This window comes from Deinococcus budaensis (assembly GCF_014201885.1).
Taxonomy (GTDB): Bacteria; Deinococcota; Deinococci; order Deinococcales; family Deinococcaceae; genus Deinococcus; species Deinococcus budaensis.
This window is the reverse complement of the sequence record NZ_JACHFN010000009.1, coordinates 68,570-80,000: the sequence shown is the minus strand read 5'-3', so window position 1 is coordinate 80,000 and position 11,431 is coordinate 68,570. Positions and strand designations below refer to the sequence as shown.

Annotated in this window: 13 protein-coding genes (1 of these 13 only partly in view); 7 read left to right on the top strand and 6 right to left on the bottom strand. The window is 72.7% G+C overall.

Annotated features, from left to right (window positions below; all coding sequences use genetic code 11):
• A protein-coding gene (locus HNQ09_RS12540; RefSeq protein WP_184029792.1) for an SRPBCC family protein crosses the window boundary here: on the top strand, positions 1 to 490 show its 3' portion. The gene continues 266 nt to the left of window position 1, outside the view; 490 of the gene's 756 nt are visible here — the last part of the coding sequence; its start codon lies beyond the left edge, outside the window; it ends in the stop codon at positions 488 to 490.
• Positions 487 to 1,689, top strand: coding sequence for an alcohol dehydrogenase catalytic domain-containing protein (locus tag HNQ09_RS12535; protein ID WP_184029790.1), 1,203 nt, complete (start codon positions 487 to 489; stop codon positions 1,687 to 1,689). The genes HNQ09_RS12540 and HNQ09_RS12535 overlap by 4 nt, the downstream gene beginning before the upstream one ends.
• Positions 1,690 to 1,866: 177 nt before the next feature.
• Here HNQ09_RS12535 and HNQ09_RS12530 read toward each other — a convergent pair whose 3' ends face one another.
• The 5 genes from HNQ09_RS12530 to HNQ09_RS12510 all read right to left on the bottom strand — a co-directional run bounded on the left by HNQ09_RS12530 (position 1,867) and on the right by HNQ09_RS12510 (position 5,228).
• Complete coding sequence (locus HNQ09_RS12530; RefSeq protein ID WP_343057788.1) at positions 1,867 to 2,175, bottom strand: DUF3293 domain-containing protein; 309 nt, start codon at positions 2,173 to 2,175, stop codon at positions 1,867 to 1,869.
• A gap of 139 nt (positions 2,176 to 2,314) precedes the next feature.
• Positions 2,315 to 2,689 carry a hypothetical protein gene (locus HNQ09_RS12525; RefSeq protein WP_184029788.1) on the bottom strand — a complete coding sequence of 125 codons (375 nt, stop codon included), beginning with the start codon at positions 2,687 to 2,689 and terminating at the stop codon, positions 2,315 to 2,317.
• Positions 2,686 to 3,756 (bottom strand): tRNA pseudouridine(13) synthase TruD, encoded by a 1,071-nt coding sequence (gene truD, locus HNQ09_RS12520; protein WP_184029787.1) that lies wholly within the window; start codon positions 3,754 to 3,756, stop codon positions 2,686 to 2,688. The genes HNQ09_RS12525 and truD overlap by 4 nt, the downstream gene beginning before the upstream one ends.
• Positions 3,757 to 3,818: 62 nt before the next feature.
• Positions 3,819 to 4,601: a hypothetical protein gene (locus tag HNQ09_RS12515; RefSeq protein ID WP_184029785.1), complete on the bottom strand. Its 783-nt coding sequence runs from the start codon at positions 4,599 to 4,601 to the stop codon at positions 3,819 to 3,821.
• A 3-nt stretch (positions 4,602 to 4,604) separates the two neighbouring features.
• Positions 4,605 to 5,228 (bottom strand): MogA/MoaB family molybdenum cofactor biosynthesis protein, encoded by a 624-nt coding sequence (locus HNQ09_RS12510; protein WP_184029783.1) that lies wholly within the window; start codon positions 5,226 to 5,228, stop codon positions 4,605 to 4,607.
• A 143-nt stretch (positions 5,229 to 5,371) separates the two neighbouring features.
• Here HNQ09_RS12510 and HNQ09_RS12505 point away from each other — a divergent pair, with 143 nt between their 5' ends.
• The 5 genes from HNQ09_RS12505 (at position 5,372) to HNQ09_RS12485 (ending at position 9,467) form a co-directional block, all read left to right on the top strand.
• Entirely contained in the window at positions 5,372 to 6,649 is a 1,278-nt protein-coding gene (locus HNQ09_RS12505) for a PEGA domain-containing protein (RefSeq protein WP_184029780.1), read from the top strand.
• A 51-nt stretch (positions 6,650 to 6,700) separates the two neighbouring features.
• On the top strand, positions 6,701 to 8,236 hold the full coding sequence (gene guaA, locus HNQ09_RS12500) for a glutamine-hydrolyzing GMP synthase (RefSeq protein ID WP_184029778.1): 1,536 nt from the start codon (positions 6,701 to 6,703) through the stop codon (positions 8,234 to 8,236).
• A gap of 93 nt (positions 8,237 to 8,329) precedes the next feature.
• A complete protein-coding gene (locus HNQ09_RS12495) occupies positions 8,330 to 8,821 on the top strand; it encodes a hypothetical protein (RefSeq protein WP_184029776.1) in 492 nt (163 codons plus the stop codon).
• Complete coding sequence (locus tag HNQ09_RS12490) at positions 8,821 to 9,249, top strand: hypothetical protein (protein WP_184029774.1); 429 nt, start codon at positions 8,821 to 8,823, stop codon at positions 9,247 to 9,249. Before HNQ09_RS12495 ends, HNQ09_RS12490 begins: the two co-directional genes overlap by 1 nt.
• Positions 9,249 to 9,467, top strand: coding sequence for a helix-turn-helix domain-containing protein (locus HNQ09_RS12485; RefSeq protein ID WP_184029772.1), 219 nt, complete (start codon positions 9,249 to 9,251; stop codon positions 9,465 to 9,467). Before HNQ09_RS12490 ends, HNQ09_RS12485 begins: the two co-directional genes overlap by 1 nt.
• A gap of 54 nt (positions 9,468 to 9,521) precedes the next feature.
• Here HNQ09_RS12485 and HNQ09_RS12480 read toward each other — a convergent pair whose 3' ends face one another.
• Positions 9,522 to 11,318: a DEAD/DEAH box helicase gene (locus HNQ09_RS12480; protein ID WP_184029770.1), complete on the bottom strand. Its 1,797-nt coding sequence runs from the start codon at positions 11,316 to 11,318 to the stop codon at positions 9,522 to 9,524.
• Between the last annotated feature and the right edge of the window lie 113 nt (positions 11,319 to 11,431).

The window sequence follows — 11,431 nt, the reverse complement described above, 5'->3', positions numbered from 1 at the left end:
TGCGGGTGAGCTGTACACCTTCTGGCGCGACTTCGAGAACCTGCCGCGCTTCATGGACCACCTGGAGTCGGTGAAGGTGCAAGGCGAAGGCGGGCAGCGCTCGCACTGGGTCGCCAAGGCCCCGGCGGGCACCAGCGTCGAGTGGGACGCCGAGATCACCGCCGACGAGCCGGGCCGCCGCATCGCGTGGCGCTCGCTGGAGGGCGCGACCGTGCCCAATGAGGGCGAGGTGGAGTTCCGCCCGGCCCCCGGCGACCGGGGCACCGAGATTCACGTCTCGCTGACCTACCGCCCGCCGGGGGGCACCCTGGGCGCGACCGTCGCCCGGCTGCTGGGCGAGGACCCCGACGTGCAGATCGGCCAGGACCTGCGGCGGCTCAAGCGCTTGTTGGAGGTCGGCCACGTTCCCACCACCGAGGGCCAGTCCAGCGGCCGCAAGGGACCCATGAAAGCGGAGGCGAAGATGTACGACAACCGGAGGACCTCGTGAAGGCCGTCGTGTGGCAGGGCGTCAACCGCATGGGCGTGGAGACGGTGCCTGACCCCCAGATCTTGCAGCCCACCGACGCCATCGTGCGCGTGACCAAAACCGCGATCTGCGGCTCGGACCTGCACCTGATGGACGGCTACGTGCCCTCGATGGTCCACGGCGACATCGTGGGCCACGAGTTCATGGGCGAGGTCGTGGAGGTCGGCGCGGAAGTCCGCAAGGTCAAGGTGGGCGACCGGGTGATCGTGCCCTTTCCCATCGCCTGCGGCAAGTGCTGGTACTGCCAGAAGGGCCTGACCTCGCTGTGCGACAACTCCAACCCCAACCCGGGGCTGGCCGAGAAGTTCTGGGGCTACTCGCCCGCCGGGCTGTACGGCTACTCGCACATCACCGGCGGGTACGCGGGCGGGCAGGCGCAGTTCGCGCGCACCGTGTATGCCGACGCCAACCTCTACAAGGTGCCCGAGGGCCTGACCGACGAGCAGGTGCTCTTCCTGACCGACATCCTGCCGACCGGGTACATGGGCGCCGAGCACTGCAACATCCACGGCGGCGACGTGGTGGCCGTGTTCGGGTGCGGGCCGGTGGGCCTGTTTGGCATCGCCAGCGCCTTCCTGCTGGGCGCCGAGCGCGTGATCGCCATCGACCGCTTTCCCGAGCGGCTGGAGATGGCCCGCTCCTACGGCGCGGAGACGATCAACTACGAGGAAGAGAACGTCTTCGAACGCCTCAGGGAGATGACCGGCGGGCGCGGCCCCGACAGCGTGATGGACGCGGTGGGCCTCGAAGCCCAGGCCCACGGCTTCCTGGGCGTGGCCGACGCGGTCAAGCAGACCACCCGCGTGCTGGAAAGTGACCGCCCCCACGCCCTGCGCGCGGCGATCATGGCCTGCCGCAAGGGCGGCACCGTCAGCGTGCCCGGCGTGTACGGCGGCCTGGCCGACAAGATCCCGGTCGGGGCCTTTATGAACAAGGGCCTGACCATGCGCACCGGGCAGACCCACGTCCACCGTTACCTCGACACCCTGACCGGGCACATCCAGCGCGGCGAGATCGACCCCACCCGCATCATCACCCACCGCCTCAGCCTGGAGGAAGCGCCGCACGCCTACGAGATCTTCAAGCACAAGCACGACGGCTGCATCAAGTGCGTCCTCGACCCCTGGGCTGACCCCAAGGACCACGCGCCCGTGAAGTGATCCGGCCGCCCAGCGGCGGGGGCGGGCTGGCGAGGCGAGCAGGAAGCCTCCCGGCCCGTTGTGCTGGTGCGGCGGGGCCCCGTCAAGGCTGTCCCGGTGACCCCGGACGGCGAGAGGCTGGTCAGGCGGCACCCCGGCGGGGGACAGCCGGAGAGAACCGGGAGGTCGGCGCCACGGTCAATCGCCTGCCCGCACCGCCCAGCGCCGCTCCACGCTCGCCACCCGGCCCCCTTCCAGCCAGACCAAGGCCGCGCGGGCGCCCACGCCCCACAGGACCGCAGCCTGCCCGAAACCGGCGCCCCAGCTCGCGGCCTGCCGCAGCCGCGCGCCGGGGACCAGCAAGGCGGCCTCGGCCCACCCGCCCGCGCCGTTGAGGGCAGGCACCGGCCGGAAGCCGGCGGCCCGGACCTCTTGCAGCAGCGCGGCCTGGGCCTGCGCGTTCGCGGCGGCGGGGGCAGGCTGGCCGCCCGGATTCCAGGCGGTCACCACGGCCCAGCGACCGCTGCTGGCCCAGGCCGGGGAGACCCCCGGCTGATTCGACAGCCCGCAGCGCTCGCCGGGGGGGCCGTAGCGCGTGCCCAGGAAAGCGGCGCGTAGCCTGGGGCGCTGGCCCGGTCCGTCACCGTCACGGCCGGGCGACGACGGCCTCCACGTTCAGCAGGCTCTGGCGAAAGCGCAGGACCAGCCCCACCCGCTGCCCGGCCCGGAACTCTCCGGCCAGGGCCACCCGGTAGGGGGTATCGGCGCCCAGCCGCAGGGTGCCGGTGACCGGAATGGCCGCGACCGCCTCGCAGCGCGGCGTGCAGCGCAGCAGCCGGGCGCGTCCGCTGCCGCTCCAGATGCCGCTCAGCTCGTCGTCGGCCCCGGCCGTGACGCGGCCCTGAAGCACCGCCCCGCCGAAAGAAGCGCGCAGGCTGAGGTCGGCCGAGGGTGTCCGCAGCGCCTCGGCGGCCCCCAGCAGCCCCAGCAGGCAGCCCAGCACCCGGCCCGCCCGCGTCATGCGTCCTCCTCCTCGGCAGGCCCCTCTTCGCTTTCAGCGCCCGGGGCGTCCACCTCGGTCTTCATCAGCTCACGCAGGACGCTGGTGGCAAAACTCCCTTTGGGCAGCGTGAAGGCCACCGTGTAGCCGTCCTCCTCAGGGTGAACCTCGGCCCCCTCAGGGAAGATCCGGGTGAGGCGGCGGTCGCCCCGGCGCGAGGCGAAGACCTCGGGGCTGAGGCCGAAGGCGGCCAGCGCCTCGCGCTCCAGCTCGCCCGCGTCCAGGGTCAGCGGTTTGGCTTTCTTGCCGAAGAGGGTGCCGGTCGCGCTGACCTCGCCCCGCTGGGCGCGCGGCGTCTCGGCCCCCGCGTCCTCGACCAGAAAGACGCCCCCGGTGTCGTGCTTCTTCGCCATGTCCCCGGCCAGCAGGCGGTCGAACAGCCCGCGTTCCAAGCGCAGGCTCAGGAAGCGGTTGAAGATCAGGCTCTGCACGCTGGTGGTCAGGAAGCGCCGCACCCGGGGGTCACGCAGCCGCGACTCGCCGCGCAGGACGCGCAGGCCCTCCTCGGCGTTCAGGCCACTCAACCCGAAGCGCTGCGGGCCGAAGTAGTTGGGCACGCCCTGCGCCGTGAGGAGCGCGAGGGTGGCCGCCGCCCGGTCCGCCGATCCCGCCGCGCCGCGCACCCGCACCACGAAGCGGTTGCCGCGCAGGTGCCCCAGCCCCAGCTTGTTGCCGTGGCGCGTGGCCTCCAGCACCCGCACGCCCTCCAGGGCGAAGGCGGCGGCCCCGGCCTCGTATTTGGCGGGCACACTGATCCACTGGGTCGTGACCGCGTGGCGGTCTTTCAGTCCGGCGACCCCCACGTCGCGGTCGCGCACGCCCAGGTGCGCGCACAGCTCGCGCAGGACGTGGGCGGTGGTGTGCCCGGTCTTTTCCAGGTGCAGGTAAAGGTGCTCGCCCTCACCGCTGAGGGGGTAGGCGGGCACCTCCTCGACCCGGAAGTCTTGCGCCGCGCTGCGCAGGCGGCCACCCGTGCCGGGCGTGTCCGTCAGCGCGGCCAGCGCCGTCCATTCGAAAACCAGACTCACGATTCCGCCACCATACCCCCCCGGGCCTGAACGGAAGGTGAGGAGCGGGGGCGGAGGCGGTCTCAGTTCAGCACCCGCGAGTCGGCGTAAGCCTGCGGGGTCCAGTCGGCGCGAAAGAGGCGGGCCTCACTGCGGCGGCGGGCCGGGAGGTACCACACCCGCACGCCGCCTTCCCGCGCGCCCAGCGGCAAAAAGGCGCTTTGCCCGGCCGCCAGCACGTTCAGCGGGGCGCCGCCCTCGTCGCGCACCCGCAGCCAGGCGTTGCTGCCCGAAGGCGACCAGCCGGCCAGCCGCAGCGGGCCGCCCGACACGTTGACCAGCCGCGCGCCCTGGCCGGTCAGGGTCACGCTCAGGTCGGGCCACTCGGGCTGGCGCACCTGGCCGAAGCGGACCTCCAGGCCCGGGGGGCGGGCCGGGCGGGCACGGTAGAGCGCCCAGGCGCTCAGGCCCCCCAGCCCTGCCAGCAGCGAGGCGAGGGCCGCCGCCAGGGCGACCTCGCTGCCGCGCTGCGCCGCGACCAGCCCCAGCAGCGCGAGGCCGCCCAGCACGCCGACCATCGGCCAGGCCCAGCCGGGGCGCTCGCGGGCGGGCCGGAACGCGCCCGGCCAGAACTCGGCCAGCAGCAGCAGCGCCGCGCCCAGGCCGAACAGCGCGGGCACCTCCCAGAGCGGTGCCAGCCCCAGCAGCGCCAGCCCCGGCACCGCCCACCACGCCACGCGCGGCTCCCAGCGCGCCCGGGCCTCGCGCGCCACCCGCCACAGCCAGTAGGCGGCGATCAGGGCCAGCGTCAGCCCGTACAGCGGCGTCAGGCCTGCCGCCGGGACCAGGTCAACCCACCCGCCCACGGCTCAGCCCACCTCGCCCGGGCTGAGCGAGGTCGTCAGCCCGGCGGGGACCGTGTCCGGCTGCCCGTGCCGCGCGACCTCGAAGGCGAGGTGCCCGAGTTCGTCTCGGAGCAGGCCTGTCCAGCCCGTCTGCACGGCGTTCAGGCTGCCGGGCAGGGCAAAGAGCAGACTGCGGCCCGCCAGCCCCCCCACCGCCCGTGACAGCATCGCCGCGCCGCCGACCTCGCGGTAGCTGAGCATCCGGAACAGCTCCCCGAAGCCCGGCAGCGGCTTGCTGAGCAGCGACTCGACCACCCCGACCGTCACGTCCCGCCCGGTGATCCCGGTGCCGCCACTGGAAATCACCACATCGGCCCCGGCCAGCAGCTCGCCCAACGCCGCGCGGATGGCGAGCGCCTCGTCCTTCACGATCCGGTAGCCCACGACCGCGTGCCCGGCGGCGCGCAACTCGGCCAGCAGGTAGCCGCCGCTGGTGTCGGTCGCTTCCGTGCGGGTGTCGCTCACGGTGAGAACCGCCGCCCGCACCGTGCGGGGCGCGGCGGCCCGGTGGCTGGCCGGGGCTTGAGCGGTCGGCGCCTGCGCGGTGGGGGAGGGCGTGGGCGCGCCAGGGGGGGTCGGGTCCGGCATAGTCGGCACGATACGCCGGGCGCCGGGGCAGGGCGGTGGACGCGGTCACGCTGGCAGGTGGGCAGGAAGCGTGGCCCGAAAGGAGCGCATTCAGGGAGCGGGTTCGGCGGGCCGCTTCCCCTCGCTCGCCTATACTGACCCCGATGAAGCCCATCGGCCCCTACGTGGCCGCGCGTGACCTGACGGGCGACCGGCCTGCCGGGGCGGTGCGGACCCTGCGCGCCACCGACCGCCTGACCGGGATGCCGGTGCTGCTGCATGTGCTGCCGCACGTGGCGCCGCTGCCCGAGCTGCCCCAGCACCCGGCCCTGCTGCGGCCCAGCGAGGGCGGCCTCGACGGCGACGTGGCCTACGTGGTGACCGAGCTGCCGCCCCACGCCCTGCCCGCCGCCGATCCCCTCCTCGCCGCGCGGGGGGCGCTGGCGGGGCTGGCCGCGCTGCACGAGGCCGGCCAGACCCACGGCGGCGTGGAGGCGGCGCAGCTGTGGAGCGTGGACGGCCGGGTGGCCCTGGCCGGAGCCGGGCTGCCCTGGGGCGGCGAGCCGAGCGCCGCCGGGGACCTGCGCGACCTGCGCGGCACCCTGGAGGCGCTGGGCGGCCTGCCTCCCGCCCTGCGGGGTGCCCCCGAAGACGCGAGCGCCCGCGACCTGCTGGCGCGGCTGGACGCTCCGGGCGTGACTGCCGAGGAGCAAGCCGAGGCAGCCCCCGCACCCGCCCTCGCGGACGCCACCCCCCTGCCGACGCCGGGCGCCGCGCCGGAGAGCACGGTGAAGGTCATCGTGGCCGCGCCGGGACCAGACCCGGGGCCAGACCCAGGGGACGCCGCCCGCCCCGCCGCGCTGGACACTGTGGCCCCTTCTCCCGAGGAGGGCAGAACCGGGGAGGCGACCGCCGCCTCTCCAGCTCCCCCTGCCCCGGTCCCCCTCCCCGACTCCACCCGGCGGCGCATCGGAGAGCCGGTGCGCATCGCCTGGAACGCCGACGGCACCCGCCGGGTCGTGAAGCCGGGCCGGGAGGGCGCCTTGCCGCCGCGCGCGCGCCCGCGCCGTCCGGCGTGGCTGTGGCCCGCGCTGGTGCTGCTCGGGCTGCTGGCGCTGGCCGCCGCGCTGTGGGCGCAGCGGGCGGCGCCGGGAGCGGCGGCTTCGGAGCCGGGAACGCTGTCCGCTGCTGCCGAGACGTGCTGCCCCGTGCGCTTCACCGTGCGCGGAGAGCCGGGCATCCCGGTGCGCCTGAGCGTGATCCAGGCGCCGCCGGGGGCGAACCTGCCCGCCGGGCGGGACCTGGGCCGCGCGCCCGGGACGGTGCAGTTCCCGCGCCCCGGCACCTACACCCTGCGCGTGGCCGCCGAGGGCTTCACGCCCGGCCGCGTCACCGTGACTGCCCCCAGCGCCGCGCCCGTCACCATCGACCTGGCCCCCTGAGCACCGGCCCTCTGGGCACCCCCCGGGCCGCCGCGTGAGACAATCCAGCCCGTGAGCGTCGTCATCCTCGACTTCGGCAGCCAGTTCACGCGCCTGATCGCCCGGCGCTTTCGTGAACTCGGCGCGTACAGCGTGATCTTGCCCGGCACCGCCAGCCTGGAGCGTATCGCGCAGGAAAACCCCCGGGGCGTGGTGCTGTCGGGCGGCCCCAGCAGCGTGTACGACCCGGGGGCGCCGCGCCCCGCGCCCGGTGTCCTCGACCTCGACGTGCCCATCCTGGGCGTGTGCTACGGGATGCAGTTCCTGGCCCACGAGGCGGGCGGCGACGTGCAGCGCGTGGGAAGACGCGAGTACGGCAAGGCCGACCTGACCCGCTACGGCGGAGGGCTGTTCCAGGGCATCCAGGGCGAGTTCGTGGCCTGGATGAGCCACGCCGACTCGGTGACGCAGCTTCCGCAGGGCTACGAGGTCGTGGCCGAAACGGAGGACACCCCGGTCGCCGCCATCGAGAATCCCCTGACCCGGCGTTACGGGGTGCAGTTTCACCCGGAGGTCGTCCACACGCCCAAGGGCGGCCAACTGCTGGCGAACTTTCTGGAGATCTGCGGCGTGGCCCGCGACTGGACCGCCGAGCACATCGTCGAGGAGCTGATCGAGGGCGTGCGGGCGCAGGTCGGCGAAGAAGGCCGGGTGCTGCTCGCCATCAGCGGCGGCGTGGATTCCTCCACGCTGGGGCTGCTGCTGGCCCGCGCCATCGGGGAGCGCCTCACCGCCGTCTTTATCGAGCACGGCCTTTTGAGACTGGGCGAGCGCGAACAGGTGGAAGCGGCGCTCAGACCCCTGGGCGTCAACCTCGTCACGGTGGACGCCCGCGCCGAGTTCCTGGGGGCGCTCGCGGGCGTCTCCGACCCCGAGGCGAAGCGCAAGATCATCGGCCGCGAGTTCATCCGGGCCTTCGAGCGCGAGGCCCGCGAGTACGGTCCCTTCGACTTCCTGGCCCAGGGCACCCTCTACCCCGACGTGATCGAGTCGGCGGGCGGCGGGCACGGCGACAAGTCGGGCGCGGCCAACATCAAGAGCCACCACAACGTCGGCGGCCTGCCCGACGACCTCGCCTTTAAACTTGTCGAACCGTTCCGCACCCTCTTCAAGGACGAGGTGCGCGACATTGCCCGCCTGCTGGGCCTCCCCGAGCACATCCGGATGCGCCACCCCTTTCCCGGTCCCGGCCTGGCGATCCGCTGCCTGGGCGAGGTCACCGAGGAAAAGCTCGACATCCTGCGGCGGGTGGACGACATCTTCATCTCCGGCCTGCGCGAGTTCGGCCTGTACGACGGCTGCTCGCAGGCGCTGGCCGTGCTCACGCCCATCCAGTCGGTCGGCGTGATGGGCGACGGGCGCACCTACTCCTACACGGTGGCCCTGCGTGCCGTGAGCACCGACGACTTCATGACCGCCGAGTGGGCGCGGCTGCCTTACGAGTTCCTGGCGACCATGAGCAACCGCATCGTGAACCAGGTTCACGAGGTCAACCGCGTGGTGTACGACATCACCGGCAAGCCGCCCGCGACGATCGAGTGGGAGTGAAGCTCAGCCCTGCTTGACAGCCCCCTGCCCGGTCTACATATTGAGAAACGATAACATCGTTTTTCGGTAAACGGCTCTCTGAGGAGGTCGGGGATGCGGCTGTCGAACCTGCTGGGCGTGCTGGGGCTGGGCGTGACCCTGGGCTGGGTGCTGGCATGGCTGGGGATGGTCTTTTGCAGCCTGCTGGTCATCCTCGATCTCGGCGTCGGACCGAGAGCTTACGTTCCCGGCTTCCGGCCGCTGATGTCGGGCCTGACGGTCTGGATGCTGATCACCGCGCTGGGCTTCGGCCACCTGCGCGTGGCGCTGACCCGTGCCCGGCGGGCCGGACCCCTTGACGGTGAGGTCGCGCAGCGGGTGGGTCAGGGGGGGCGCTGGCTGTTGCTGGCAGGGCTGTTCTCACTGGTGATCCTCATCCTATGGCCTCGGTCTGTTCAGACCAGCGCCGAACTGTCCGCCCTGTGGATGCCCTCGGCGGTGCTCTCCACCCTGCTGAGCCTGGCTCTTCCCCTCCTCCTGATCGGCCTGAGCGGCTGGCTGGACGAGGGCCGACGCCTGCGCGACCGCGCCCGGGAGGTGGTGTGATGCAACGTCAGGCGTTGCGCTGGTTGGAAGGGTTGTGTCTGGGGACGCCGCTGCTGGTCGCCCTGGGCGCGGCGTGGGCTTGGCAGTCTGGAGCCGAGTTGGATTGGCGCTCGGAAGCCGGAGCGGTAGCTCTCCTCCTCCCGGCCCTGGGGCTGCTGTGGTGGGCGGCGCGGGCCACGACCCTGCACGGCACCGCCCGCGCCCTGACCTGGACCGGGTGGGTGCTGGTGGGTCAGGCGTTTCTGTCGCTGGGGCTGGGTGCGGCGGACATGACTGAGACGCTGCCCGGCGCTTCGCCCGTCGTCCTGGCGCTGAGCGGGGGTCTGGGTACTTTTCTGTCCCTGCTGCCGGGGCTGGGGCTGCTCGCGCTGGCTGCCGTGATGCGGCAGGTGGCTGACCTGCTCCAGGACGAGGAACTGACCGTCTGATGCCCATCGAAGTCCGGCTCGACGAGCGGCTGCGCGACCGCGGCATGACCCTCTCCGAACTCTCGGAGCGGGTAGGGATCACCCTGGCGAACCTCAGCATCCTCAAGACTGGCAAGGCCCGCGCGGTGCGCTTCAGCACGTTGGAAGCCATCTGCGAGGTCTTGGAATGTCAGCCGGGCGACCTGCTTGTTTATGCGCCGGAAGGCCGCGAGGAATAGGAAAAAGCCCCCACCTTCCCGGTAGGGGCCTTCTTTTCGGTTCTTCAGCTCGGCTCAGCGTCCGCCGGGCACGAACTCGCGGTCGGCGAAGTCCTCGCGGCGACCCTCGCCCTGGTTGCGGCTGCCGCCCTGGTAGCCTCCACGGCCACCCTGGTACCCGCCCTGGCCGCCGCCGCCGTTGCCGTAGCCGCCGCGTCCGCCGCCCTGGTAGCCGCCGCTCCGGTTCCCCCGGTAGCCGCCCTCGTCGCGGTCACGGTAGCCGCGGCCACCGCCGTAGCTCCCGCCCTGACGGCCCTCGCGCGCCGGGGCCTCGAACAGCTCGGGCAGCTCCTGGGCGACTTCCACCTGCACCTCGCCCTCCAGCGGGTTGGCGGCGAGCAGCTTGGCAAGGTACTCGGTGGGCACGTCGGCCACCGCGCCGCCGCGCCACTGGCGCACCTTACCGAGCCTGCGGGTGTCCACGTCGCTGTTGCGGGCGATCACGGCGACCGCGCGGGCCACGCTCATGCGCTCGGCGTGCAGGATGATGGTCGTCAGGCCCTCCTCACCGCTGAGCAGGCTGGCGGCCTTGACCGGTTCGCTCACGCCGCTGATCTTGGCAAGGGCGCGGGCCAGGGCTTCGAGGCCCAGCTCGCTGAACAACCGCTCGGCCTCGGCCTGGAAGGTCCCGGCGACCTCCGCGTCCACCTTGCGCACGAGGTCGGCGCTCGACTTGGCGCTGGCGGCCTGCACTTCCTTGGGGGTGGGCAGGGCGCGTTCGCGGAACTGCACGCCGGTGCGGTACTCCAGGTTCCGCATCTCGCGGCCATCGCGGTCGCCGTACATCACGATGGCGGTGCCGGTGCGCCCGGCGCGGCCGGTGCGGCCCGAGCGGTGGATGTAGCTCTCGTGGTCCTGCGGCAGGTGGTACTGCACCACCAGGTCCACTTCCGGGATGTCCAGGCCGCGCGCCGCCACGTCAGTGGCGACGAGCACGCCCACGCGCCCGCTGCGGAAGGCCCCCAGCGCCCGCTCGCGCTGCGTCTGCGCCAGGTCGCCGTGCAGCGCCTCACTCTCGATGCCGCGGTGAATCAGCTCGTTGGCCAGCTCATCGGCCTCGCGCTTGGTGCGGGTGAAGACGATGGCTTTTTCCGGGTTGTAGACGGTCAGCAGGTCGGCCAGCACGCGGGTGCGGGTGCGGCCCACCTTGACCTTGAGGTGCTCGACCGTCTGGGCGGCCTGGCTCTTGCCCTCGCCGACCATGTCCACCACGACCGGCTCGCGCAGGTACTTGCGCGAGAGGCGGCGGATGTCGTCGTTCAGCGTGGCGCTGAACAGCAGCGTCTGGCGCTCCTCGGGGGTCTTCTGGAGGATCGTCTCGATGGCTTCCGCGAAGCCCACGCTGAGCATCTCGTCGGCCTCGTCCAGCACGGCGTACTGCACGGCGCTGAGGTCGAGGTTGCCGCGCTCCAGGTGGTCAATGAGCCGGCCGGGGGTGCCCACGACCACGTCTACCCCGCGGCGCAGCGCGCCTTCCTGCGGGGCGTAGGCGGCGCCGCCGTACACGGTGACGGTGGTGAGGCCCACGCCGCTCTTGGAGAACTCGTCGGCCACCTGCTTGGCGAGTTCGCGGGTCGGCGCCACGATGATGGCGCGCGGCAGACGGGCACGTTCACGGCTCGGCTCAAGGTTCTGGATGATGGGCAGCGCGTAGGCCAGCGTCTTGCCGGTGCCGGTGCGGGCGCGGCCGATCAGGTCCTTGCCGTTCAGGGCCAGAGGCAGGGCCTCGACCTGGATGGGGGTGGCTTCGGTGATGCCGCGCTCGGCGAGACGCGCCGCGAGTTCGGGCGCAATCAGTTGATCAAAGTTCATTTGTGGTCCTTTCGGGAAAGCACAGCCCCAGTGACCAGCAAACGCCAAGGCTTCGGCATCCAGCATGTCCTGAAAGTGGGGGCACCTTCCAGCCGCCGGGACTGTCCCGGAGC

Excerpts from the sequence above, each read along its gene's own strand:
- HNQ09_RS12525 (WP_184029788.1), bottom strand. The coding sequence starts at position 2,689 with ATGACGCGGGCGGGCCGGGTGCTGGGCTGCCTGCTGGGGCTGCTGGGG.
- HNQ09_RS12510 (WP_184029783.1), bottom strand. The coding sequence starts at position 5,228 with ATGCCGGACCCGACCCCCCCTGGCGCGCCCACGCCCTCCCCCACCGCG.
- HNQ09_RS12505 (WP_184029780.1), top strand. The coding sequence starts at position 5,372 with ATGAAGCCCATCGGCCCCTACGTGGCCGCGCGTGACCTGACGGGCGAC.
- HNQ09_RS12495 (WP_184029776.1), top strand. The coding sequence starts at position 8,330 with ATGCGGCTGTCGAACCTGCTGGGCGTGCTGGGGCTGGGCGTGACCCTG.
- HNQ09_RS12490 (WP_184029774.1), top strand. The coding sequence starts at position 8,821 with ATGCAACGTCAGGCGTTGCGCTGGTTGGAAGGGTTGTGTCTGGGGACG.
- HNQ09_RS12485 (WP_184029772.1), top strand. The coding sequence starts at position 9,249 with ATGCCCATCGAAGTCCGGCTCGACGAGCGGCTGCGCGACCGCGGCATG.
- HNQ09_RS12480 (WP_184029770.1), bottom strand. The coding sequence starts at position 11,318 with ATGAACTTTGATCAACTGATTGCGCCCGAACTCGCGGCGCGTCTCGCC.